The sequence below is a fragment of the Amycolatopsis sp. NPDC004378 genome, from assembly GCF_053602455.1.
In genome coordinates, this window is record NZ_JBSGDR010000026.1 from 69,790 (window position 1) to 93,542 (window position 23,753).

Sequence of the window (23,753 nt, forward strand, 5' to 3'; positions counted from 1 at the left end):
ATTCACGCTACACCGCAGCGGCCTGAGGTGTATAGAGTTGCGTTCATGCCCGGAGACGCCTTCGACGCCAGCCCTCAGGAGCTGGTCGTGACGTTGCTGGGCAGCTACGTGCACCCGCGTGAGACGCGCCGGGTGTGGTCGGGCGGCCTGGTCACGGTGCTCGCCGAGCTGGGCTTCTCCGACGGCGCGGCCCGGATCGCGCTCACCCGGCTGGTGCGCCGCGGCCTGCTCCAGCGCCACCGCGAAGGCCGCACGGTGCACTACTCGCTGACCCGGCGGACCGTCGCCCTGCTGGCCGACGGCGACCACCGGATCTTCTCCCTCGGCCGCCGCGAGCGCGCCGCGGGCGAGTGGACGGTGCTCTGGCAGAGCATCCCGGAGAGCCGCCGCCAGGCCCGCGAACGGCTGGTGCGGCGGCTGCGGTTCCTCGGCTTCGGGCCCTACCAGGACGGCACCTGGATCGCCCCGCACGACCGCGAGGCCGAGGTCGTCGCCCTGCTCGCCGAGCTGGACGTCACCGAGCACGCCGGCCTGCTGCTCGGGCGGCCCTCGGCGGCGCTGGACGTCCGCCGGTTCGCCGGCCGGGCCTGGGACCTCGACGACCTGGCCGCGCGCTACACCGCGTTCGTCGGCCAGTTCGGCGGGTCCGCGGTGAAGGACGTCTCGGACGCCGAAGCCTTCGACGTCCGGACCCGGCTGGTGCACACGTTCCGGGCGTTCCCGGCACTGGACCCGGAACTGCCCGTCGACCTGGTCCCCGCGCCGGGTGACCGGGCGGCCGCGGTCGAGCTGTTCCACGATCTGTACACCGCGCTCGCGAAACCCGCGCAGCGCCACTTCGACGAGGTGACCCAGGGATGACCGACATCGACGCCCAGACGCAGGAAGCGTTGAGCTACACCTCGTACCTCGCGCTCGACGAGGTGCTGACCGCCCAGCGCCCGCGGTCGGACGAGCACGACGAGCTGCTGTTCATCGTCATCCACCAGGTGTACGAGCTGTGGTTCAAGCAGATCCTGCACGAAGCCGCGTTCCTCCAGCAGAACCTGGAGAAGGGCAACACCGCGCACTCGATCCGCATCCTGCGGCGGATCCTGACGATCCTCAAGGTCGCCGTCGCGCAGATCGACGTGCTGGAAACCATGACCCCCAGCCAGTTCACGAGCTTCCGCGCCCGTTTGGACGCTTCGAGCGGCTTCCAGTCGGCGCAGTTCCGCGAGCTGGAGGCCGTGCTCGGGCGCCGTGACGAGCGGGTCTTCGCGCACTACCCCGAGGGCGGCGATCAGCGGAAACGCATTGCCGAAGCGATGGCGCGGCCGTCGTTGTTCGACTCTTTTCTCGCCTATCTCAAGGCTTCTGGTTACCCGGTGGGGTGTGACCGAGACGTCACTCGACCGGTGGAGCCGTCTTCGGCCCTGCAAGCGATATTGCTGGACGTGTACAGCGACGACGGCGGACCGTCGGTCGTCGCGGAATGTCTGGTGGATCTCGACGAAGGGATGCAGGAGTGGCGCTACCGGCACGTGAAGATGGTCGAACGCACCATCGGCGACAAGACCGGGACGGGAGGATCATCCGGCGCGACCTACCTGCGTACCACGTTGTTCCAGCCGATGTTCCCGGATCTCTGGGCCGTACGGAGCCGACTGTGACCACTTTGGACGAACTGCGCGCCGACGACAACGCGCTCGCCCCGCACTACTCCCGGTTCGGGGTCGCCGACCGCCTGCTGCTGTCCGGGCATTCGCACCAGGCGTGGCCGGACGTCGCGGAGGACGGGCTGCGAGAGTCGTTCGCGGACGCCGCCCGGGACGTCGACGAGAAGTGGGAGCGCGCCTTCGCGAAGGCCGACGAGCTGCGCGCCGGGTTCCGGGTGCTGCTCGGCGACCCGCACGGCGAGTACGCGCTCGGCGGCAGCACGCACGACCTGGTGCTGCGGTTCCTCTCGGCGATGGAGCTGCCGCGAAGACCGCGCCTGGTCACCACCGACGGCGAGTTCCACACCCTGCGCCGCCAGCTCGCCCGCCTCGAGGAGGAGGGCGTCGAGGTCGTGCGCGTGCCGCTCGACCCGGTGACGACGCTCGCCGAGCGCGTCGCGGGCGAGGTGAACGACGACACCGCGGCGGTGCTCGTGTCGGCCGTGCTGTTCGAGACGTCGCGGCTGGTGCCGGGGCTCGCGCACCTGGCCGACTCGTGCCGCGGCCGCTCGATCGAGCTCGTCGTCGACGCCTACCACGCGCTCGGCGTGGTGCCGTTCCCGCTGCACGACCTCGGGCTGACCAACGCCTGGGTGCTCGGCGGCGGCTACAAGTACCTGCAGCTGGGCGAGGGCAACTGCTTCCTGCGGCTGCCCGCGCACGCCCAGGAGCTGCGGCCGGTGATCACCGGCTGGTACGCCGAATTCGGCGCGCTGGCCGACGCGCGCCACCCCGGCGCGGTCCCGTACGCGACCGGCGGCGACCGGTTCGCCGGCGCGACCTACGACCCGGCCAGCCACTACCGCGGCGTCCGGGTGCAGCGGTTCTTCGCCGAGCAAGGCCTCACGCCGGAGTTCCTGCGCGAGGTCTCGCAGCACCAGGTCGGCCTGCTCGCGGCGGTCTTCGACGAGCTGGCACTGCCCGAGGACGTCGTCACGCGCGACCGCTCGGTGCCCCTGGACCGGCTCGGCGGGTTCCTCTCGCTGCGCTGCGCCGACGCCGCCGGGTTGCAGGCCGGGCTCGCCGAGCACGGCGTCCGCACCGACAGCCGCGGCCCGTACCTGCGCTTCGGCCCGGCGCCGTACCTCTCGGACACGCAGCTCGAGACGGCGATGAACACCCTCGGCACGGTGGCCCGGGGCTGATTACCGGTCCGTATCGCGGGACCTCCACTGGTCCGGCGAACGGCGGCGATCTAGGTTGGTGCCGGGCACCCCGGGCGGACGACCTCCGCGCGGGTACCCGACCACCCCGTGAAGCGCGTCCCGGCCACGAACCGGGCGCGGATGACAAAGGAGTCACCACCGTGACCGAAGGAGTGTTCGCCCGGGGCACCGGGCACGAACAGGTCGTGTACTGCCACGACCAGGCCAGTGGCTTGAAGGCCATCATCGGCATCTACTCCACCGCGCTCGGACCCGCTTTGGGCGGGACGCGCTTCCACCCCTACGCCACCGAAGCGGACGCGCTCGACGACGTGCTCGCGCTGTCCAAGGGCATGGCGTACAAGAACGCGCTGGCCGGGCTCGACCTCGGCGGCGGCAAGGCCGTCATCATCGGCGACCCGAAGACGCTCAAGTCCGAAGCGCTGCTGCGCGCGTACGGGCGCTTCGTGCAGTCCCTGGGCGGCCGCTACATCACGGCGTGCGACGTCGGCACGTTCGTGCAGGACATGGACGTCGTGGCCCGCGAGTGCCGCTACGTCACCGGCCGCTCGCCCGAGGACGGCGGCGCCGGCGACTCGTCCGTGCTCACCGCGTTCGGCGTCTTCCAGGGCATGCGGGCCTCGGCCGAGCACGTCTTCGGCAGCCCGGACCTGGCCGGCAAGCGCGTCGGCGTGGCCGGCGTCGGCAAGGTCGGGCACATCCTCGTCGGCCACCTCGTGGAGGCCGGTGCCCAGGTGACGATCACCGACGTCCACGCCCCGGCGATCGAGCGGACCCGCGCGATCTACCCGAACGTCCAGGTCGCGCCCGACGCGGACACCCTGCTGCGCACCGAACTCGACGTCTTCGCGCCCTGCGCCCTGGGCGGCGCGCTGAACGACGAGACCGTGCCGGTGCTCGGCGCCCGGATCGTCTGCGGCGCGGCGAACAACCAGCTCGCGCACGCCGGCGTCGACAAGCAGCTCGCCGACCGTGGCGTGCTGTACGCGCCGGACTACCTGGTCAACGCCGGTGGCGTGATCCAGGTCGACGACGAGCGGCACGGCTTCGACTTCGAGCGCGCGAAGCGCAAGACGACGGCCATCTTCGACACGACGAAGGCCGTGTTCGCGCTGGCCGACACCGAGGGCGTGCCCCCGGCGACGGCGGCAGACCGGCTCGCGGAGCGGCGGATGGCGGAGATCGGGCGGCTGCGGTCCATCATGACCGGGTGAGTCTTTCTCCCTTCTTCGAAGCGGTGGGCGTGCGGGGTTTCCTGCACGCCCGCCGTCTCGGTTCCCCCGACTGCGTCGGGGTCGGCGCCGACGCCCCGGTCGTGCTGGCGTCCGTGGTGAAGGTGGCGCTGGCGTACGAGTTCGCCCGCCAGGTGGCGTTGGGGCAGCTCGACCCTTCCGATCGCGTGCACGCCTCCGCGGCCGATCGCCTGGGCGGCAGCGGCTCGGCGGGCTTCGCCGACGACGTTTCCTACAGCCTGCGGGACGCGGCGCTGCTGGCTCTGTCGGTCTCGGACAACACGGCCGCGGACCTGCTGTTCGACCGGGTGGGCGTGGAGAACGTCCGGTCGTTGCTGGCCGAGCTGGGCCTGACGCGGACGTCCGTGATCGGCCCGCCGCGGGACCTGATCCGGACGATCATGGCGGACACCGCGGCGGGCCGCCCCCTGCGGGCGTTGGATCCGCTGCGGACTTCGTCGACCACACCGCGCGAGATGACCTCGCTGTTGTCGGCGATCTGGGCCGACCCCGGACCCGGCGCCCAGGTGCTCGCGTGGATGGCTGCTCAAGTCAGCTGGCACCGGTTGACCGCGGGCTTCCCGCCGGAGGTCGCCGTCGCGGCCAAAACCGGGACGATGCCCGGGATCCGCAACGAAATCGGCGTCGCAACCTACCCGGACGGTACGGCGTACGCGATCGCGGTCTTCACGGCCGGTGGGGCGGAAACGTTGCGGCGCCCGGACATCGACCGCGCGATCGGCGACGCGGCCCGCGCGGCGGTGGATCAGTTGCGCTCGTAGAAGACGTCCCACGGTCGTGCGCCGCCCGGGTCCGGCGGGACCAGCCGGGACACGCCGTCGTCGCGGAGGACTTCCGCGGCGATCTCCGCCAGCTTCTCCGCCTGCGGGTGCGGGCTCGACGACGGCCAGGCGAACGCCGTCCTGGCGCGCAGCACCTCGCCTTCGAGGGGCCGCCAGACCACGCGGGGTTCCTTGCGCGCGTGGGCCTCGAACGCCACGCCGTGGCCGGCCAGCACCAGGCCGAGCACGAACTCCGGGTTGCGCGCGTGCCGGACCGCCGCCGGGCGGAAGCCGTGGTCCCAGCAGGTGCGCAGCAGCGCGTCGTAGCTTCCCGGCGCGGCGGCGCGCGGGGAGTGGACCAGGCCTTCGCCCGCCAGGTCGGCGAGGGAGAGTGACGGCCGGCGTGCCAGCGGCGAGTCGCGGGGGAGGACCACGCCCAGCGGCGTGTCGATCGCGGGCCCGAGATCCAGGCCCACGACGTCCACCGGCAGCTGCAGCAGCCCGGCGTCCAGCGCGCGGTCGGCCAGCAGCCGGGCCTGCTCGGCGGTGGTCAGCTCCTGCAGGTCGAGCCGGACGGCGGGAACCGCCTCGGCGAACTTCGTCAGGATCGCGGCCAGCACCCGGCCGGGCAGGTCCGGCGGCACGCCCGCACGCAGGGCGGCCGGCTCGCCGCGCTCGGCCTTCGCGACCAGCGCGGTCATGCGGTCCCAGCGGGAAAGCAGGTCGCGGGCTTCCGCACGCAGCACCTCGCCGGCTTCGGTGAGCGTGACGCGCCTGCCGCGGTCGAAGAGGGTCGCGCCCAGCTCGGCTTCGAGCCGCTTCACGCGCTGGCTCAACGGCGGCTGCGCGATCCCGAGCCGCTCGGCCGCGCGGCCGAAGTGCAGTTCCTCGGCCACGACCAGGAAGTACCGGAGCGAACGGAGGTGGTCCACGCAGCGACGATAGCCGACCGCATATCGACATGCCGACGACTCGATCTTGGACAGCCGCCCGCGGGCCGTGGTCGGGTGGCGCCATGGACACAGGAATCAGCAGACGGGGGCTCTTCGGCGCGGGCGCGGCCGCGGCGGCGATCCTGTCGGGCGCCCCGGCGGCCGCCGCGGCGAGCACGTCGACGATGACCTTGCGGTGGTGGGGGAACAACGGCTGGGAGATCCGCGCCGGCGGCAAGACGATCCTGGTCGACCCGTGGCTGACGCGCTTCAGGACCGGGACGTACACCCCGGCCGGCGCGGACCCGCGCACCCCGCTCTCGGTGAACAAGGCCCTGATCGACGGTTACCTCGACCGCGGTGAGCTGCGCGCGGACCACATCCTGGTGACGCACGGCCACTACGACCACCTCACGGACGTCCCCTACCTGGCGCAACGCACCGGCGCGACGGTCATCGGCACCGAGACCCATTTGAGTCTCGTGGCGGCGCTGGGCGCGCCGGAAGACCAGCTGTCGATCGCGAGCGGCGGCGAGGACCTGACGTTCGACGGCTACGCGATCCGGGTCCTGCGATCCCTGCACTCGGCGACGGGCGACCGGGCGCGGGTGCCGTTCCCGGGCTCGCGCCCGCTGTCCCGCCGCGACCGCCCGCGCGTCATCGAGGACCTCGTGGAGGGCGGCACGCTGGCCTACGTCGTGAGCGGTGGCGGGGCGAGCGTGCTGAACCTGGGCGGCTCGAACTACGTCGAGTCCGAGCTGGCGGGCCTGCGCCCGGACGTGGTCTGCGTCCCGGCGGGCGGCGCGAAGGTGACGCGGTACGTGCCCCGGCTTTTGGGCGCACTGGGGACCCCGCGCTACGTGGCGGCAACCCACTGGGACGACTTCGACCTGCCGCTGGGCCAGGTGAAGGACGCGGGCGGCCTGGAGCCCTTGCGCAAGGCCGTCGCCGCGGCCGCGCCGGGGAGCGAGTTCGTGGTCCTGGACCACCTGGGGTCGTTCGTGCCTTGAGCACGACGAAGGCCCCCACCGCGAGCGGTGGGGGCCTTCGAGAAACCTCAGCCGGACTTGCGGCGGAAGGTCCGCTTGTTGGCCGCGGGGCCGTGGGCGTGCTGGTTCTTGCCGCCGCCGCTCTCGTGCGACGCGCCGGAGCGGGCGTGGGCCTGCTTGCGCTCGAGCGCCTCGCGGAACTTGCGCTTGACGTCGTCCTCCTCGCCGCTGGGCGACGGATTGGGTTCACTCATGCTTACCTCCGGAAGTGACGACGTGTGACCACTCCAGCCTGGCACCGGACCCCCCGCTTGGCGAGTCGATTTCGCCACACCGTCAGCGTTTGGGCGACGGCACTCCGCCGAACTGCACGGACTGGCGCGTCAGCGGCCGGCCGCAGTGGTCGCACAGCAGCATCGGCTGCAGCCGGTTGCCGCACTCGACGTGGTTCAGCGTGATGTCCGGCTCCTGGCCGGCCACCTCGAAGCCGCGGGACCACTCGGCGATGAAGGCCAGCGCGGGGAAGAACGCCAGGCCCTTCGCGGTGAGGCGGTAGTCGCGGGCGTCGGTGCGGGTCTTGGCCGTGCCCGTCCGCAGGACACCGACCTCGACCAGCTTGCTCAGCCGGCCGGAGAGCACGCTCGGCCCGATGCCCATCTCCCGTTCGAACTCGGAGAAGTGGCGGCAGCCGAGCAGCGCCGACACCAGGAGCCCCGTCGACCAGCGGTCGCCCAGCAGCTCCATGGTGTCGGGGAAGAACATCAGGGGGTCGCCGGCCAGGGACTCGGCGTCCTTGCGGCGGAAGCGCTTGGACGCCGTCGCGGCGGCGACGCCGGTGCTGTCGAGGCGCTCGGCCCGCACGTCACGGGCGTCGACCCGGCGGCCGCAGGCGGCGCAGCCGAGGGGTGCTGATGTAGCCAGCTCACAGTCGAGGTGGATCAGCGTCGGCAGCACCTCGCGGCGGCCTTCGACCCACTCGCGCTCCCAGGCCCAGATCGAAATCAGCAGCGGCCACAGCTCCAGGCCGCGCTCGGTGAGCCGGTACTCGTGCCGCGTGCGGCGCGCGTCGCGGTACGGGACGCGCGTGAGCATGCCCGCGTCCACCATGTCCCGCAGGCGTCCCGACAACGCCGTCGGCGAGATGCCCAGCCGCAGCCGCAGCTCTTCGTAGCGTCTGAACCGCAGGAACAGGCTCTGCAGGATCAGCAAGGTCCACTGGTCGCCGACCAGCTCCAGGGCTCTCCGAAGCGGATCTCCTGCAGGCCTGATGCGTTGTGCAGTCGCCTCGACCAAAGTCATTCCCCCTCGTTGCATCGCCGTCTCAGGGTAGCACCTGACTACAGCAAAAGAAGCCTATTGACAGCTGGGTACACAAATCATAGTCTCATCCCCATCAGCCAGCGCGGTGACCCGACAGCCAGGGAGCAGCCCGATGACCAGCACCTCCGAACAGCCGCTGATGGTGGCCCGGACGGCGGACACCGGCGAGGCCAACCCCTACCTGCTCGGCGTCTACGCCCCGGTCAGCGAAGAGATCGACGCGGAAGACCTGCAGGTCATCGGCGAGATCCCGAAGGACCTCAACGGCGTCTACCTGCGCAACGGCCCCAACCCGCGGTTCGCGCCGGAAGGCCGCTACCACTGGTTCGACGGTGACGGCATGATCCACGCCGTCCACCTGGAGAACGGCCGGGCCCGCTACCGCAACCGCTGGGTCCGCACGAAGGCCTTCGAGGCCGAGTCCGAGGCCGGCAAGGGCCTGTGGACCGGGGTCATGGAGAACCCGGAGGGCAACCCCTTCGGCAACACCCACGGCCTGGGCCTCAAGGACAACGCCAACACCGACGTCGTCTTCCACCGCGGCCGGATCCTCGCCACCTGGTACCTGTGCGGCTCGCCGTACGCGGTCGACCCGCTCTCGCTGGAGACGCTGGGCGCCGAGGACTTCCTCGGCACGCTGGTCGGCGACATGATGGCCCACCCCAAGGTCGACGAGGCCACCGGCGAGCTGTTCTGGTTCGACTACGGCCCGCGCCCGCCGTACCTGCGCTACGGCGTGATCGGCGCGGACGGCCAGGTCGTGACCACCACCGAGATCGAGCTGCCGGGCCCGCGCCTGCCGCACGACATGGCCATCACCGAGCACTTCGCGGTGCTGATGGACCTGCCGCTGGTCCAGGACCTGGAGGCGGCGAAGCAGGGCCGTCACAAGCTGCACTTCGACCGCTCGACGCCGAGCCGCTTCGGTGTCATGCCACGCTACGGAGACGGTAGCCAGATCAGGTGGTTCGAAGCGAGCCCGTGCTACATCTACCACGTCGTCAACGCCTGGGAGCAGGGCGAAGAGGTCGTCCTCGACGTCTGCCGCGTGCAGAAGCCCGCCCCGCGGGCCGACGCGCGCACCCCGCTCGCGAAGATGCTGTCCTACCTGCGGCTGGACGCGTCGCTGCACCGCTACCGCTTCAACCTGCGGACCGGCGTGTGCCGCGAGGCCCCGCTCGACGACGACAACACCGAGTTCCCGACCGTCGACTCCCGCGGGGTCGGCTTGCGGAACCGGTTCTCCTACGCGGTGCACATTTCGCCCGAGTCGACGCTGAAGTTCGACGGGCTGGTGCGCTACGACAATCTTGCCGGCTCCAAGACCGAATACCGGTTCGGTCCCGGCCGGTGGGGCAGTGAGGCTCCGTTCGCACCCCGCGACGGGGCGGCCGCCGATTCGGCGGACGGTTATCTGGTGACGTTCGTGCAGGACGAGCGTGAGGGACGCTCGGAACTGGACATCTTCGACGCCGCCGATCTCGCTGCCGGACCCGTGGCCAGGGTCCTGTTGCCCCAGCGTGTCCCGCTCGGTTTTCACGCGACCTGGGTCCGGGCGGACCAGCTGGAAAACCTCCGTTCATGAAGTGCCATCGAGAGGGTCGCGCCCGGGACTTCCGGACGCGGGGATGGTGGAGTGCGGAGACGATCGACCAGCTCGTCAAGGAGCGGGTCAGTGCCGACCCGGAGGGTCTCGCGCTGGTCGATCCACCGAACACCACCGCACTGGTCGGACGCGACCCGGTGCGGTGGACCTGGAACCGGCTCGACGAACGCGTCGACGTCCTGGCCGCGTTCCTGCTCGCCAGAGGGGTGCGAGCAGGCGACGTCGTGGCCGTGCAGCTGCCGAACTGCTCGGCCCTGGTCCAGGCGTTCCTCGCGATCGTGCGGATCGGTGCGGTCCTCACCCCGTTCCCGGTGTCCTACCGGGAGCACGAGATGGGTCCGATGTGCCGGCGCACCGGAGCCGTCGCGGTGGTGACCGCTTCCAGATACGGCGAGCACGAGCTCGCCGGGGCGGCCCTTGGGCTAATGGGCGCTGCGGCGCCGTCGGTCCGGTTCGTCGTCGCCCGGGGGGACGACGAACCGGCCGGTGCCCTGGCCTGGCCCGAGGCGCCACTGTCCGAAGCGGAAAAGTCCACTTTGGACGCACAGGTGACCGAGGCCGACGTCAACGACTGCGTGACGATCTGCTGGACGTCCGGCACCGAAGCCGAACCGAAGGCGGTCCCGCGCTGCCACGGCGACTGGCTCGCGACGGCCGCGGGCTGCGCCCAGGCCGCCGGGATCACGCGCGAAGACGTCCTGCTGTCCCCGTTCCCCATGACGAACATGGCCGGCATCGGCGGGATGTTCCTGCCGTGGCTGCTGACCGGCGCCGTGTTCGTGCCGCACCACCCGTTCGACCTGCCGGTGTTCCTCGGGCAGCTCGCGGCCGAGCGCGTGACGTACACGCTCGCGCCACCCGCGCTGCTCACCATGCTGCTGCACAACGAAAAGATCCTGTCCGGAGTGGACATCTCGAGCGTGACCAAGATCGGCTCCGGGTCGGCGCCGCTCTCGCCGTGGCTGGTGCGCACCTGGGCCGAGCGGTACGGCATCGACATCATCAACTTCTTCGGCTCCAACGAGGGCACCGCGCTGCTGTCCGCGCCACTCGACATGCCGGACCCGGACCAGCGGGCGAGCTACTTCCCGAACTACGCCTCCGACGTCACCTGGTCGACGCCGGTCGCCGGCTGGACGTCGGTGCGGCTGCACGACCCGGTCACCGGCGAGCACGTGACCGAACCCGGGCGTCCCGGCGAACTGCACATCGCCGGGCCGACGGTGTTCGCCGGCTACCTGACGTCGGTGGGCGAACCTCTCGACACGTCGAAGTTCGACGAGGACGGCCACTTCCGCACCGGCGACGTCTTCGAGATCGCCGGGGCGGAGGGCGAGTTCCTGAAGTACGTCGCCCGCGCCAAGGACCTCGTGATCCGCGGCGGGATGAACATCTCGCCGGCCGAGGTCGAAGGCCTGCTGGCCGGGCACCCGGACGTCGCCGACGTCGGCGTGGTCGGCGTGCCCGACGACGTCATGGGGGAGCGCGTGTGCGCGGTCGTCGTGCCCGGCGACCGGAAGCCGTCGCTCGAGGAGCTGGTCGCGTACCTGCGCGAGAAGCGGGTGGCCGCGTTCAAGCTGCCGGAACGGCTCGAGTACGCCGACGCCTTGCCCCGCAACCCGGTGGGGAAGATCCTGAAGCGGCAGCTGCGGGAAAGTCTGGAGTGAGGCCATGACGGTGTTCGTGCTGGGCGGGGCGCAGACCGACTTCGCGCGCAACTACGCGAAGGAGGGCCGAGGGATCTTCGACCTCTTCGCCGAGGTCGTGCCGGCCGCCCTCGCGGACGCCGGAGTCACCGCGGCGGACGTCGAAGTCGCGCACGTCGGGAACCTCGCGGCCGAGCTGTTCACCGGGCAGGCCCAGCTGGGCGGGCTGCTGGTGGCGGCGGTGCCGGAGCTGGACGGCGTGCCGAGCACCCGGCACGAAGCCGCGTGCGCGTCCGGCAGCACGGCCGTGCTCGCCGCGTGCGCGGACCTCGAAGCGGGCCGCTACGACCTGGCGCTGGTCGCCGGGGTCGAGCTGATGCGCAACACCGACGGGCAGACGGCCGCCGAGCACCTCGGGTCCGCCGCGTGGGCCGGCCACGAAGCCGTCGCCGCGAAGTTCCCGTGGCCCGCGCTCTTCGCCGACGTCGCCGAGGCCTACGACAAGCGGTACGGCCTCGACCCGGCCCACCTCGGGCAGTTCGCCTCGCACGCCTTCGACCGCGCGGCGCGGAACCCGCTCGCCCAGGCGCGGGACTGGCGGTTCCCGGCCGGCGCGTTCGGCCCCGACGACGAGCTGAACCCGCTGATCGAAGGCCGCCTGCGCAAGCAGGACTGCGGCCGGATCACCGACGGCGCCGCGGCGGTCCTGCTCGCGTCCCCGGCGTTCGCCGAACGCCTCGGCGGCGGCTTCCCGCGCATCGCCGGGTTCGGCCACCGCACCGCGCACATCGGTCTGGCCGAAAAGATCGAAGCCGACGGCGAATACCTGTTCCCGCACCTGCGGGGCGCGGTCGTCGACGCCTACGAGCGCGCGGGCGTACCCGGCCCGGACGCGCTCGACGTCGTCGAACTGCACGACTGCTTCACCATCACCGGGCTGGTCGCCCTGGAGCACCTCGGCGTCGCACCGCCCGGCGACGGCGGCCGGTTCATCGCCGACGGCGGCCTCGACACCGCCGGGATCAACCCGGGCGGCGGCCTGATCGGGCTCGGCCACCCGGTGGGCGCGACCGGCGTCCGCATGCTGCACGACGTCGCCCGGCAGGTCACCGGGACGGCGGGCGAGACGCAGGTCGAGGGCGCCCGGACGGCGTTGACGCTCAACGTCGGCGGCTCGTTCACCACGGTGGTCACGATGCTGGTCACCGCATGAGGCTTTCGGTGTCCCTGGGGCTCTGGCAGGACCGGCCGCCGGAGGAAGCGCTGGAAACCGCGCGTGCCGCCGAGGCCGCCGGGTACCCGGAGCTGTGGATCGGCGAGATGGCGACGTGGGACGCGTTCGCCCTCGGCACCGCGATCGGCGCGGCGACCTCGCGGATCTCCCTGACGTTCGGGCCGTTGGCCGTGACGGTCCGGGACCCCGCGACGATCGCGATGGGTGTCGCGTCGGTCGCGGCCCTGACCGGCCGGACGACCGGGGTGGCGCTGGGCACGTCCAGTGACGTCGTGGTGCGCGGCTGGCACGGCCGATCACGGGCACGGGCCGCGACGGCGCTGGCGGAGTCGGCGATCGCCGTGCGGCAGCTGCTCTCCGGCGCCAAGTCCACTGTGGACGGAACGGTGGTCGGCTCGCAGGGGTACCGGCTGCGGCTGGCGGCCCCGAAGTCGCCGTTGACGATTGCCGCGTTCGGGCCGCGGGCGCTGGCCGTCGCGGCCCGGCACGCCGACCGGATGGTGGTCAACCTGGTCAGCCCGGCCGCGGCCGGTGCCCTGGTGCGCGGGCTGCGGGAGGCGGCCGAGCGGGCGGAGGTGGCGCCGCCGCCGGTGGCTGCCTGGGTGGTCGGCGCCGTCGACCCGGGCCCCGCCGAAATCGAGCAGCTGCGTCGCGGCGTGGTCGGGTACCTGGCGGCGCCCGGCTACGGCGAGATGTTCCGCGCGGCGGGGTTCGGCGGCCTCGTCGACTTCGCGCGCACGCGGCCGCACCCGCGGGAGCTGCTGGCCGCGGTGCCGGTCGAGGCGATCGCCGTCATCGGCTTGCTGGGCTCGTCGGCGGAGATCGCCGCGAAGGCCGCCGAGTACGCCGAAGCCGGCATCGACGAGCTGGCGATCGTGCCCGCGACCGGCGACGACGACCCCGGCGGCGCGAAAACCCTCGCCGCGTGTCGATCCGCGGTCGTCCCGTTCGACGCGTAGGCATGACTGAGCCGACGAAGACCAAGAACCTCGACCAGAACGGCTACCCGGCCCTGCCGTGGAGCCGGGCGCGCGACCTCCTCGCGACCCAGACGCCCAAGGAGGACCTGACGTTCTTCGTCGGGACCGTCCGCCCCGACGGCCGCCCGCACGCCGCCGGCGTCGGCGCGATCTGGGTCGACGACGCCCTGTACTTCGTGAGCGGGGCCGGCACGCGCCGGGCCCGCAACCTGGCGGCGAACCCGGCGTGCAGTGTTTCGGTGCGCCTGAAGGGACTCGACCTCACCCTGGAGGGCGAGGCCGAGCCCGTCGCCGATCCCGCCACCCTCGAGCGGGTGGCGGCCGTCTACCGCGAGGGCGGCTGGCCCGCCGAGGTGCACGAAGGCGGGTTCACCGCGTCGTTCATGGCGCCGAGCGCCGGGCCCGCGCCGTGGTTCCTGTACCGGCTGGCGCCCGCCCGCGCGATCGGCGTCGCCTGCGCGGAGCCCCACGGCGCGAGCCGCTGGGACTTCAGCCGCTGACCGCCCGGGCCACGACCGCGCCGATGTGCCGCATGCCGTCGGCGTTCGGGTGCAGCGGGGCCGCGACCGACGTCGGGATCACGCTCTCGAACCACTTGACGCCCGGCAGCTTGCAGACGTCGTGCCCGATCGACGCCGTCCGGATGTCGACGTAGTGCGCGTCGTGCGCGGCGGCCTGGCGGGCCAGGGCGGCGTTGGTCTTGTCGACGCTGCCCTGGATGTAGTTGGCGTCGCGCGGGGTCAGCGGCGCGATCGGCCAGCACCCGTTGTGCGGCAGGTAGGTGCCGTAGCCGGCGACGAAGACCGTCGCGTTCGGCGCGTGCGCGTGGATCGCGTCCAGCAGCGCGCCCCACGTGGGTTCGAACGCGGCGATCTTCTCGGCCAGCTGGTCGTGGCCGCCGGCGGTGTAGCGGTCCACGCAGTCCGGGGTGATGCCGGGCAGCAGGGTGATGCAGCTGGTCGCCGCGCCGACCAGGCCGACGTCGTTGCCGCCGATGGTCAGCGTGACGGTCCGCGTCGCCGCGCTGAGCGCGTCCAGCTGCGGCGGCACGGCACCCGTGTCGGTCTGCTGCGGCGAGGTCATGTCCGCGGTCGTCGCGCCGGAGCACGTGACGTCCTCGAGCGGGACGCCGAGCCGCTGCGCCGCGACGTGCGGGTAGTCGGCCAGGGACCGGAGGCAGCCGGGGGAGGAGAGGTCCGGGGGCAGGATCAGCGGCCCGGCCGCCGCGGAGTCGCCCAGAGCCACGTACTCGCCGGAGGCCGCGGCCGCCGTACCGGCCGTCACGGTCGCCAGGGCCGTGACCAGGATCGTGATGAACGCCGTTGTCCTCAGTCGCACGCCGTCCTCCTTGACGTTGTGCCGATGATTGGCTTCCGTGACACCATCGGCACCGGGCGCGGCCGGATTGACTGGGAGTCCGGGCAGAGAACGGGGGCATCGGTTGTGACGGGGCACAAATCCGGTGGGGACCTGGTCCTCGGCGGGCAGCGCGTGCACGAGCGGCTCACGCTGGAGGAGCCGGAGCTGGTCGCGCGGGTGCTGGCGCGGATCCAGGACGAGGTCGCGGACTACCGGCGGCTGCCGGTCGAGGAGCTCGCCGGCGACATCGCGCGCATCACCCAGCAGACGGTGCGCGCCTTCGCCCGGGGCCTGCGCGAAGACCGCGAGCTCAACGACGCCGAGCTGCGGCAGATCGGCGCCTCGGCGGTGCGCCGGGCCGAGGAGGGCTTTCCGCTGGAGGCCGTGCTCGCCGCCTACCACGTCGGCACGCGGGAGATCTTCGCCGTCGGCGCGGGGGGCGCGGGCGGCGCGGACGTCACCGACCTCCTCGACGTCGCGGACCGGATGCTCGCGTTCGTCGGCACCGTCACCGGCGCGGTCACGCGGGGCTACCTCGAAGAGCTGCGGACGAAGGTCGGGCAGGAGCACACCGCGCGGCGGACCCTGCTCTCGGTGCTGGTCGACGGCGGTCCCGTCGACGTCGTCGCGCGCAGTGCCGGGGTCACGCTGCCGTCGCGGTACCTGGTGCTGAGCGTCGAGCTCGGGCCGCACGCCGACGAGGCGTCGCCGGGCGTGGACGCCGAAATCGCGGTGCGCCGCAAGATCCGCCGGTTCCTCGCGGCGTTCGACCGAGCCTGCGGCGACGGCGTCCTGGCGTCCCTGGACGGACCGGGCGGCCTGGTCCTGCTGCCGCTGACCGGCCGGCTGTCCGACGCGCCGGAGCGGCTGGTGGACACGGCCGGGCGCGCCGCGGGGGTCGCCGTGCTGGCCGCGGCGGAAACGGCCGAGCCGTCGGAAGTCCGCGAAGTGGCCGGGCGCACGGGCGAGGTGCTGGACGTGCTGCGCTGGTTCGGGCGCCCGCCGGGCCTGTACCGCCTCGACGACGTCCTGGTGGAGTACCAGCTGACCCGCCCGGGCACGGCCCGCGACCGCCTGGCGGCGGTGCTTTCCCCGCTGGACGCCCACCCGGAGCTGGTCGAGACGTTGTCGGCGTACCTCGAGCTGGACACGAACCGCCGCCGCACGGCAGCCCGCCTGCACGTCCACCCGAACACGGTCGACTACCGCCTGCGGCGCGTCCGCGACCTGACGGACATCGACCCGCTCCACCCGGCGGGCCTGCCACGGATCATCGCGGCGCTGGCCGCCCGGCGAGCTTCGGCTCCCCGCACCTGACCTTCGGCCGGATCGAGGTGGTCATCCGGCGGTGGGCCGGGCTCCGGGATCCGCATCGAGCGCGGAGTGCGGGCTGCCACCGCTCGGATCGAGGTGGTCATCCGGCGGTGGGCCGGGATGCGGACCGGGCGTGGGGCACGGGCGGCCGCAGCTCAGATCGGGGTGCTCACCCGGGTCGGAACTTCGGCGGGGTGGCCAGGGGCCGGGATGCGGACCGGGCGCGGAGTGCGGGCGGCCGCAGCTCAGATCGGGGTGCTCACCCGGGTCGGAAGGTCGGCCGGGCGGCGCGGGGCCGGGATCCGCACCGGGCGCGGGGCACGTGCGACCACCGCAGCCAGCAGACCGGCGACGACCGCCGCGGCCAGCACCGCCGCCGCCAGGCCCGAAGCCGCGTCGAACCGCAGTTCGCCCGCGCGGCCCAGTACGAAGCCCGCGTCCAGGGCCCACGCCACCGCCGCGACCCCGATCGCGGCGGTGACGGAGCTCCAGAAGGCGGTCAGCAGCACCACGGCACCCAGCGTGACCAGCGCGTACCACGGCTGGACCGTCGCCCCGGCGACGTCCGCCGCGATCAGCGCGCCCACCGCGGCCACGCAGCCGAACGGGAACCCGAACCCACCACTCATGCCCTCGAGCCAAGCCCGAAAACCGGCCGGGGCCATGACTCAGGACACATTTCCTACGCCCGGGCCCCCGGATCTTGACGCGCTATTGACCCGTCACGCGCGCGATCGCGGCCGCCAGCTCCGGCCAGACCGCGCGCGGCAGGTTGTGCCCCATGCCCGGGATCACGAGCAGCTCCGCGCCCGGGATCGCCTCCGCCGTCGCCTTGCCGCCGCTCACGTTGATCAGCGGGTCGGCGTCGCCGTGGACGACCAGGGCCGGCAGCCGCACCGACCGCAGCGCCGCCGTGCGGTCGCCCGAGGCGACGACCGCCGCCGCGTGGCGCAGCGTGCCCACCGGGTGGCGGGCGCGGTCGTAGTGCAGCGTCGCCTTGGCGAGCAGGAACGCCTCGTCGTCCGGGTAGCCCGGCGAGCCGAGCCGCCGGTAGCCCTCGACGCTGTCGGCGAGCGCCTGCTCGCGCGTCGAAGCCGGCGGCCGCGTCAACAGGGCCAGCGCCCACGGCTCGGCCTGCCCGACCGCCGGGTCGCCGGTGGTCGACATGATGGATGTGACGGACCGCAGCCGGTCCGGGTGGTCGATCGCCAGCTGCTGGACGATCATCCCGCCCATCGACGCGCCGACGACGTGCGCGCGGTCGATGCCGAGCGCGTCGAACAGCCCGACGGCGTCGTCGGCCATGTCCGACAGGAGGTACGGCGCCGTCGCCAGGTCACCGCGGGCCAGCGCGGCCAGGTCCGGTGCGGGCAGCTCGTCCAGCCACGTCGAGAGCCCGACGTCGCGGTTGTCGTAGCGCACCACGAAGAACCCGTGACCGGCGAGCAGCTCGCAGAAGCCGGCTTCCCAGGTGACCATCTGGGCCCCGAGCCCCATCACCAGAACCAGGGGCGGGTTGTCCGGTTCGCCGAAGGTGTCGTATTCGAGCTCGAGACCGTTGGCCTGTGCGCGTGCCATGACCCGATCCTGCCCCACACCCGCTCGCGCTGGCACGCGCCGGGCCGGTGCGGTTACCGTTACGCCCCATGCCGACCTCATCCTCGGGCACGGGCCAGCGCCCCCGGTCGCGGGCCGCGGCGGGACTGCCGGCGCTCACCGCCGACAAGATCGTCAGCGCGGCCACCACCCTCACCGGCGAACGCGGCCTCGACAACTGGACGCTGCGGGAGCTGGCGCGTGCGGTGGAGGCCTACCCCGCGGTGATCTACCACCACGTCGGCGACCGGGACGCGGTGGTCAACGCCGTCGTCGACCGCGTGGTCGGCCTGCTGGAACTGCCCGACGAGCGGCTGCCGTGGCAGGAGTGGTTCGTCGAGCTCCTGGCCGGCCTGCGCGCGGTGCTGCGGACCTACCCCGGGTGCGCGCGGCGGCTCGCGCTGTTCGGCCCGTCCGTCGACGCGGCCACGCGCAGCATCAACGCGGGCATCGGCGTGCTGCTGCGGGCGGGCTTCGGCCGCGAGAGCGTGCTGGCCTACAACCTGCTGCTCATGACGGCGTGCCAGTTCGTCGCGATGGAGGACGACCGCGACGGCGCGCTCGCCCTGCGGATCGACAACACCGAGGAGTACGCGACCTACCGCGAACGGACCGACCTGCCGGGGATGGCCGAGCTCGGCGCGGCGATGCACGACCTGATGGGCGACCCCGACCTCGCCGCGGGGTACTACGCGCAGCTGTACGACTACGCCGTCGAACGCTGCCTCGACGGGCTCGCCCACCGGCTCGGGGAACTGCGTGAATCGGGGGCTCGGGGGTTGACAGCGACTTGACAGCGCCTCGGCGTACCGTGGGCCTGCGTCGGTGGTCCGCCACCGACCCGGAGCCCCTGGCGCCCTCCTCCCCCTCGTGGCGCCGGGGGCTTCGGTCTACTCGCGACCGCCCTGGCGCGGGGCCGGCGGCTCGGCGCGCGGCGGTTCCGCCTGCACGACCGGGAAAACCTCGCCGACCAGCGTGACGAGCGATTTGGACAGCAGCAGGTGCACCTGCGCGCGCGTCAGCGAGCCGCGCACGAGCCATTCCCGGCCGGCGGACTTCACCATCCCGCCGAACGCGCGCACGAGCGCGTTCAGCTCGGGACCGTGCTCGCTTTCGCTGGACAGCCCGACGGCTTCCAGGACCCGGTCGGCCGATTCGCGGTCGGCTTCCTCGAGAATGCGCTCCACTTCGAGGTCCCGGCCGATGCCCTCCGGCGCGATCGCGGCGAGCCACATCCGCTCCTGGCTGGTGACCATGTCGAGGAACCACTCGATGGCGACGTCGGCCCGCAGTTCGAGGGGCCCGTCCGGGAGGATCTCGACGGCCAGCCGCGGCACCGTCAGCGCGCGCCGGATGATTTCCAGGTACAGCTCGCGTTTCGTGCCGAAGTAGTGGTTGATCAGCCCCCGCGCGACACCCGCCGCCGCGGCGATGTCCGAAGTGGACACTTCGGAATAGGGGCGTTCACCGAACAGCCGCGCCGCGCAAGCGTAGATCTGTTCCCTCCGCTCGTCCGGTTCCAGTCTTCGCCATCTCGGCGCCGGCTCCGTGTTCATGTTCTCCATGGTCGCACGCGAAGTTGGGGCACGCTCAGTCCGGAAGGGTGAGGGGCGCGATGTCCGCGTACCCGTCGCCCGGGCCCGGGTTCGCCGGGTCCGTCTCGCCGCCGAAGTGGTGCAGCACGCCCCAAACGGCGTTGAGCGCGGTCTGGACCGCCCCCTCCGCCCAGCCCGCGGTCCACGAGACGTCGTCGCCCGCCAGGAAGAGCCCCCGGTACCGCTCGGGCAGCGAGTCCTGGACGAAGTGCGTGAAGAGCCGGTGCTGGTAGCGGTAGTGCCCCGGCAGGTTCGCCTTGAACGCGCCCATGAAGTGCGGCTCGGCCTCCCACGAGACCGTCACCGGGTCGCCGATGATGTGCCGCCGGACGTCGACGCCGGGGTAGATCTCCCGCAGCGACTGCAGCATCACCTCGACGCGCTCGGCCGCCGAAAGCGGCAGCCACTTCGACGAGTCGTCGGCCCACGTGTAGGACAGGCAGATCACCGCGGGCGCAGCCGGGTCGTCGCCGAGGAGGTAGGTGCCGCGGGGCATCCGGTCGGTGAGCGTCATGCTCATCGTGTCGCGGCCGGTCGCCGGGTCGCGGTCGAGCCAGAACGGCCGGTCGACCGGGACGAACACCTTCGACGACTCCATGTAGTGCGTGCGCTCGATCGCCGTCCAGTGGTCGATCGGGAACAGCGCTTCGTCGCATTCGATCTTGGCCAGCAGCAGCCAGCTCTGCGCGGTGAACACGGCCGCCGGGAACGTGCGGACGTGCCCGGACGCGTCGGTGACCGTGATGTTGTTCGGCGCGGTCCGGTGCAGCCTCGTGACGCCGGGGCGCGGGCCGCCGTCGTGCAGGGACGCCAGGCTCGTTCCGGCGGGCCAGAACGCGAGGTCCGCGGGCGCGTGGTCCCACAGCCGCTGCGGCAGCTGCTGGCTCCCGCCGACGATGCTGCGGTGCTCGTCGTCGGCGCCGGTGTAGACGACGCGCAGGATTTCCAGGATGGAGTTGGGGAAGTCGGTGTCCCAGCCACCGGTGCCGAAGCCGACCTGGCCGAAGATCTCGCGGTGCCGGAACGACGCGAACGCGGGCGAATCGCACAGGAAGCCGTAGAACGTCTGGTTGTCCAGGCGGGGGACGAGCTCGTTCCACAGCCGCTTGATCGTTTTCGCGTCGCGGTCGCGGATCGCCGTCTGCATCTCGGCGAAGGACGCGTGCTCGGCGAGCGTGCGGTCCCACGCCGCGGCGACGTCGGCGAACACCGCGGGCAGGTCGGCCGGCGTGCGCGCGTAGTGGCTCTGTCCCTTGAGGTCGACGACCGTGCTCGGCGTCCCGGGGGCGAGGGGGTTCGGGAACGGCGTCGTTTCGAGGCCGACCTTGCCGATGTAGTGGTAGAGCGCGGTCGACGCGGGTGGGAAGCGCATCGCGCCCATCTCGGCGACGACGTCGTCCGGGCAGCCGGGGAACCGCACGGTGCGCAGCCGGCCGCCGATCTCGGCGATCTCGTAGACCACCGGCCGCAGGCCCAGTTTCATGAGCTCGTACGCGGTGACGATGCCGGAGAGGCCACCGCCGATCACCGCCACCTCGGTGCCGTGGCGCTCGGCCGGCACCGTGCCCAGTCCGGCGGGGTGGGCGAGGTAGTCGTCGTAGGCGAACGGGAAGTCGGGGCCGAACATCGTGATCGGGCGGCCCGCCGGCTCGTCGTGGGGGATCGCGGTCGGGACAGCGGAGGTCATGCGGTGGTTCCTCGGTACAGTTCGGGCCGCCGGTCGGCCAGGTGGGTGTTCTCCAGGCGGGACGCGGCGAGCGCGTCCCGGGTGACTTCGGCCCCGATCAGCTCGGGCCCGGCGCCCGCGCGGGCCAGCACCTCGCCGGTCGGGGCCACGACGCAGGACCGGCCGCAGTAGGTCAGGTCCCGTTCGGTGTCGCACCGGTTGGCGTAGGCGACGAACAGCTGGCTTTCGTAGGCCCGCGCCGGAACCAGCGTGTCGGCGACGAGCTCGTACGGGCTCATCAGGGCCGTCGGGACGACCAGCAGTTCCGTGCCCGCCAGCGCGTGCGCCCGCACCAGCTCGGGGAACTCGACGTCGTAGCAGACCAGCAGCCCGACCCGGACGCCGCCGACGTCGGCCTGCACGACCGGGTCGTCGCCCGGGGTGAACCACTTCTTGTCGAGGTCGCCGAACAGGTGCGTCTTGCGGTAGTTCGTCCGCCGCCCGGCCGGATCGACGAGCTGGACGCTGTTGTAGACGTGTTCGCCGTCGGTCTCCGGGTAGCCGTACACGAGCGCGGTCCCGGATTCCCGGGCCAGCGCGGACATCCGCGCCGCGGTGGGGCCGTCGGCGGGTTCGGCGAGCTCGTGCGTGCGCGCGCCGATGTGGTAGCCCGTCGTGCCCATCTCCGCGGTGACGAGGAGGTCGGCGTCGACGCGGGGCAGCGCGTCGAACGGGCCCTGGTGGATCGCGACCCTCATGCCAGCCTCGACCTCCGGATCCCGTACCCGAAGTAGATCAGCAGGCCCAGTGCCATCCAGCCGCCGAAGACGACCCAGGTGGCGCCGTCGAGGCTGAACATCATGTAGCCGCAGCAGAGGACGCCGAGCAGCGGCGTCACGGGCGAGAACGGCACGCGGAACGAGCGCGGGCGCTCGGGCTGGCGCCGGCGCAGCAGCAGGACGGCGACGTTGACCAGCAGGAACGCGAAGAGCGTCCCGATGCTGGTGGCGTCGGCGAGCTTGCCGAGCGGGATGAACGCGGCCAGCGCGGCGACGAAGGCCGAGACCACCACGGTGTTGATCCGCGGCGAGCCCGACTTGGGATCCACTTTGGACAGTGACGCGGGCACGAGGCCGTCGCGGGACATGGCGAACAGGATGCGGGTCTGTCCGTAGAGGACGGTCAGCACGACGCTGGAGATCGCGACGATCGCGCCGACGGCGAGCAGGCCGGCCCAGACGGGGTTGCCCGAAACGACGGTGAGCACGTGCGAGAGCGCGGCCTCCTGGCCGTCGAACTCCGGCCACGGCAGCGCGCCGACCGCGGCCACGGCGACCAGGCAGTAGAGCACCGTGACGATGCCGAGGGAGAGCAGGATCGCGCGCGGCAGGTCGCGTTGCGGGTTCTTCGCCTCTTCACCGGCGGTCGACGCGGCGTCGAACCCGATGTAGGAGAAGAACAGCTTGGCACCGCCCGCGCTCATCCCGGCCAGGCCGAGCGGCAGGAACGGCGTGAAGTTCTTCGCCTTGACGGCGGTGAAGGCGATCGCGCAGAACAGCACGAGTGTGCCGATCTTCACCGCGACCATGACGGCGTTCGCCCGCGCGCTCTCCTTCGCCCCCGACAGCAGCAGGACCATCGCGAGGACCACGACGACGATCGCGGGCACGTTGACGATCCCGCCCGAGCCGGGCGGCTGGCTCAGCGCGTCCGGGATGGCGAAGCCGAAGGCGAGGTGCAGCAGCTCGTTGAGGTACTGCCCCCAGCCGACGGCGACCGACGCCACCGAGACGCCGTATTCGAGCACCAGGCACCAGCCGCAGACCCAGGCGACCAGCTCGCCGAGCGTGGCGTAGGCGTAGGAGTACGACGAACCGGACAGCGGGATCATGCCGGCGAGCTCGGCGTAGGACAGCGCCGAGAAGAGCGCGGTGACGCCGGCGAGCACGAACGACAGGACCACCGCGGGCCCGGCCACCGGGACGGCTTCGCCGAGCACGACGAAGATCCCACTGCCCAGCGTCGCGCCGATGCTCAGCGTGGTCAGCTGCCCGAGGCCGAGCGACCGCTTGAGCGTGCCATGATCACTTTCGGCGACCAGGTCGGCGACCGGTTTCCGCCGCACCGTCGCGGCTCGCAGATTCATGCCGACGACGGTATCGGCCGTCTCCGACCCGCAAAACAGGAGATCGTTGCGCGTACAGATGAATCACAGGTGATTCAGTGCACAGAACGTTCGAATCATGGCGAATCATTCCACGTGCAGTAAGGGGCATCACGCGTGTCTCCCGGGGCATCAGCTGTGCTTGGAGAGGCATCAGCCGTGATTGGAGGGGCATCACGGTGATGCCCGCTCAAGCACGCGTGATGCCTCTCCAATCACGTGGAGTTGCCCCGTGGGGCCGGACACCTTGATTCCAGACAGTGGTCTGGAGGGAGGATGTCCTGGTGTCTCGCAGGTCGAAGTATCCGGAGCAGTTCCGTCGTGACGCGATCGAGCTGGTCAACTCGAGTGATCGGCCGTTGCGGCAGATCGCCCGAGAACTAGGTGTTGCGGGTCATGACGTTGGTGACGCGGGCGAGGGCCTGAGACGAGGGACGGGTCTTTCGGCGGCAGGATGAGAAGTGCGACCAACTCG

The 23,753-nt window shown here is 72.1% G+C and carries 23 protein-coding genes; 13 read left to right on the plus strand and 10 right to left on the minus strand.

The features are described from left to right. Nucleotides 1-45: 45 nt before the first annotated feature. The 5 genes from ACWEN0_RS43135 (at nt 46) to ACWEN0_RS43155 (ending at nt 4,877) form a co-directional block, all read left to right on the plus strand. Entirely contained in the window at nt 46-861 is an 816-nt protein-coding gene (locus ACWEN0_RS43135; protein WP_451986694.1) for a PaaX family transcriptional regulator, read from the plus strand. Next, nucleotides 858-1,652, plus strand: coding sequence for a tryptophan 2,3-dioxygenase (locus ACWEN0_RS43140; RefSeq protein ID WP_451986696.1), 795 nt, complete (start codon nt 858-860; stop codon nt 1,650-1,652). The genes ACWEN0_RS43135 and ACWEN0_RS43140 overlap by 4 nt, the downstream gene beginning before the upstream one ends. Continuing rightward, entirely contained in the window at nt 1,649-2,842 is a 1,194-nt protein-coding gene (locus ACWEN0_RS43145) for a kynureninase (RefSeq protein WP_451986698.1), read from the plus strand. The genes ACWEN0_RS43140 and ACWEN0_RS43145 overlap by 4 nt, the downstream gene beginning before the upstream one ends. 161 nt (nt 2,843-3,003) lie before the next feature. After that, nucleotides 3,004-4,077, plus strand: coding sequence for a Glu/Leu/Phe/Val dehydrogenase dimerization domain-containing protein (locus tag ACWEN0_RS43150; RefSeq protein WP_451986700.1), 1,074 nt, complete (start codon nt 3,004-3,006; stop codon nt 4,075-4,077). Continuing rightward, entirely contained in the window at nt 4,074-4,877 is an 804-nt protein-coding gene (locus tag ACWEN0_RS43155) for a serine hydrolase (RefSeq protein WP_451986702.1), read from the plus strand. Before ACWEN0_RS43150 ends, ACWEN0_RS43155 begins: the two co-directional genes overlap by 4 nt. On the opposite strand, the gene ACWEN0_RS43160 is transcribed toward ACWEN0_RS43155, so the two are convergent. Next, complete coding sequence (locus ACWEN0_RS43160) at nt 4,862-5,809, minus strand: LysR substrate-binding domain-containing protein (protein WP_451986704.1); 948 nt, start codon at nt 5,807-5,809, stop codon at nt 4,862-4,864. The two genes, ACWEN0_RS43155 and ACWEN0_RS43160, sit on opposite strands and share 16 nt — an antisense overlap. 83 nt (nt 5,810-5,892) lie before the next feature. On the opposite strand from ACWEN0_RS43160, the gene ACWEN0_RS43165 reads away from it, so the two are divergent. Next, entirely contained in the window at nt 5,893-6,819 is a 927-nt protein-coding gene (locus tag ACWEN0_RS43165; RefSeq protein WP_451986706.1) for an MBL fold metallo-hydrolase, read from the plus strand. Nucleotides 6,820-6,866: 47 nt separating this feature from the next. Here ACWEN0_RS43165 and ACWEN0_RS43170 read toward each other — a convergent pair whose 3' ends face one another. Both ACWEN0_RS43170 and ACWEN0_RS43175 read right to left on the minus strand, forming a co-directional pair. Further along, nucleotides 6,867-7,052 (minus strand): DUF5302 domain-containing protein, encoded by a 186-nt coding sequence (locus ACWEN0_RS43170; RefSeq protein ID WP_451986708.1) that lies wholly within the window; start codon nt 7,050-7,052, stop codon nt 6,867-6,869. Nucleotides 7,053-7,134: 82 nt separating this feature from the next. Beyond that, entirely contained in the window at nt 7,135-8,091 is a 957-nt protein-coding gene (locus ACWEN0_RS43175; protein WP_451986742.1) for a winged helix-turn-helix transcriptional regulator, read from the minus strand. 139 nt (nt 8,092-8,230) lie between these two features. On the opposite strand from ACWEN0_RS43175, the gene ACWEN0_RS43180 reads away from it, so the two are divergent. Genes ACWEN0_RS43180 through ACWEN0_RS43200 form a run of 5 tightly spaced genes read left to right on the plus strand, consistent with a single transcriptional unit; the run spans nt 8,231 to nt 14,084 of the window. Further along, nucleotides 8,231-9,703 carry a carotenoid oxygenase family protein gene (locus ACWEN0_RS43180; RefSeq protein ID WP_451986710.1) on the plus strand — a complete coding sequence of 491 codons (1,473 nt, stop codon included), beginning with the start codon at nt 8,231-8,233 and terminating at the stop codon, nt 9,701-9,703. Next, complete coding sequence (locus ACWEN0_RS43185; protein WP_451986712.1) at nt 9,700-11,391, plus strand: class I adenylate-forming enzyme family protein; 1,692 nt, start codon at nt 9,700-9,702, stop codon at nt 11,389-11,391. The genes ACWEN0_RS43180 and ACWEN0_RS43185 overlap by 4 nt, the downstream gene beginning before the upstream one ends. Nucleotides 11,392-11,395: 4 nt before the next feature. Continuing rightward, complete coding sequence (locus ACWEN0_RS43190; RefSeq protein ID WP_451986714.1) at nt 11,396-12,583, plus strand: acetyl-CoA acetyltransferase; 1,188 nt, start codon at nt 11,396-11,398, stop codon at nt 12,581-12,583. Further along, entirely contained in the window at nt 12,580-13,563 is a 984-nt protein-coding gene (locus tag ACWEN0_RS43195; RefSeq protein ID WP_451986716.1) for an LLM class F420-dependent oxidoreductase, read from the plus strand. Before ACWEN0_RS43190 ends, ACWEN0_RS43195 begins: the two co-directional genes overlap by 4 nt. A gap of 2 nt (nt 13,564-13,565) precedes the next feature. Further along, entirely contained in the window at nt 13,566-14,084 is a 519-nt protein-coding gene (locus ACWEN0_RS43200; protein ID WP_451986718.1) for a pyridoxamine 5'-phosphate oxidase family protein, read from the plus strand. Here the strand turns inward: ACWEN0_RS43200 and ACWEN0_RS43205 are convergent. After that, nucleotides 14,074-14,916 carry an SGNH/GDSL hydrolase family protein gene (locus ACWEN0_RS43205; protein ID WP_451986744.1) on the minus strand — a complete coding sequence of 281 codons (843 nt, stop codon included), beginning with the start codon at nt 14,914-14,916 and terminating at the stop codon, nt 14,074-14,076. The two genes, ACWEN0_RS43200 and ACWEN0_RS43205, sit on opposite strands and share 11 nt — an antisense overlap. A gap of 111 nt (nt 14,917-15,027) precedes the next feature. On the opposite strand from ACWEN0_RS43205, the gene ACWEN0_RS43210 reads away from it, so the two are divergent. Then, a complete protein-coding gene (locus ACWEN0_RS43210) occupies nt 15,028-16,260 on the plus strand; it encodes a PucR family transcriptional regulator (protein WP_451986720.1) in 1,233 nt (410 codons plus the stop codon). A 242-nt stretch (nt 16,261-16,502) separates the two neighbouring features. Here the strand turns inward: ACWEN0_RS43210 and ACWEN0_RS43215 are convergent, their stop codons facing one another. Both ACWEN0_RS43215 and ACWEN0_RS43220 read right to left on the minus strand, forming a co-directional pair. Further along, complete coding sequence (locus ACWEN0_RS43215) at nt 16,503-16,886, minus strand: hypothetical protein (protein ID WP_451986722.1); 384 nt, start codon at nt 16,884-16,886, stop codon at nt 16,503-16,505. 82 nt (nt 16,887-16,968) lie between these two features. After that, entirely contained in the window at nt 16,969-17,835 is an 867-nt protein-coding gene (locus tag ACWEN0_RS43220) for an alpha/beta fold hydrolase (RefSeq protein WP_451986724.1), read from the minus strand. 68 nt (nt 17,836-17,903) lie between these two features. Between ACWEN0_RS43220 and ACWEN0_RS43225 the strand changes: the two genes are divergently transcribed. Continuing rightward, nucleotides 17,904-18,647, plus strand: a complete 744-nt coding sequence (locus ACWEN0_RS43225) for a TetR/AcrR family transcriptional regulator (protein ID WP_451986726.1) — start codon at nt 17,904-17,906, stop codon at nt 18,645-18,647. A 96-nt stretch (nt 18,648-18,743) separates the two neighbouring features. Here ACWEN0_RS43225 and ACWEN0_RS43230 read toward each other — a convergent pair whose 3' ends face one another. Genes ACWEN0_RS43230 through ACWEN0_RS43245 form a run of 4 tightly spaced genes read right to left on the minus strand, consistent with a single transcriptional unit; the run spans nt 18,744 to nt 23,260 of the window. After that, nucleotides 18,744-19,409 (minus strand): TetR/AcrR family transcriptional regulator, encoded by a 666-nt coding sequence (locus tag ACWEN0_RS43230; protein ID WP_451986728.1) that lies wholly within the window; start codon nt 19,407-19,409, stop codon nt 18,744-18,746. A gap of 34 nt (nt 19,410-19,443) precedes the next feature. Then, the gene (locus tag ACWEN0_RS43235; protein ID WP_451986730.1) at nt 19,444-21,135 is read right to left on the minus strand and encodes a flavin monoamine oxidase family protein; all 1,692 of its coding nucleotides are present in this window, start codon (nt 21,133-21,135) and stop codon (nt 19,444-19,446) included. Continuing rightward, nucleotides 21,132-21,872 (minus strand): carbon-nitrogen hydrolase family protein, encoded by a 741-nt coding sequence (locus ACWEN0_RS43240; protein WP_451986732.1) that lies wholly within the window; start codon nt 21,870-21,872, stop codon nt 21,132-21,134. The genes ACWEN0_RS43235 and ACWEN0_RS43240 overlap by 4 nt, the downstream gene beginning before the upstream one ends. Beyond that, nucleotides 21,869-23,260 (minus strand): amino acid permease, encoded by a 1,392-nt coding sequence (locus tag ACWEN0_RS43245; RefSeq protein ID WP_451986734.1) that lies wholly within the window; start codon nt 23,258-23,260, stop codon nt 21,869-21,871. The genes ACWEN0_RS43240 and ACWEN0_RS43245 overlap by 4 nt, the downstream gene beginning before the upstream one ends. Nucleotides 23,261-23,753 lie beyond the last annotated feature (493 nt).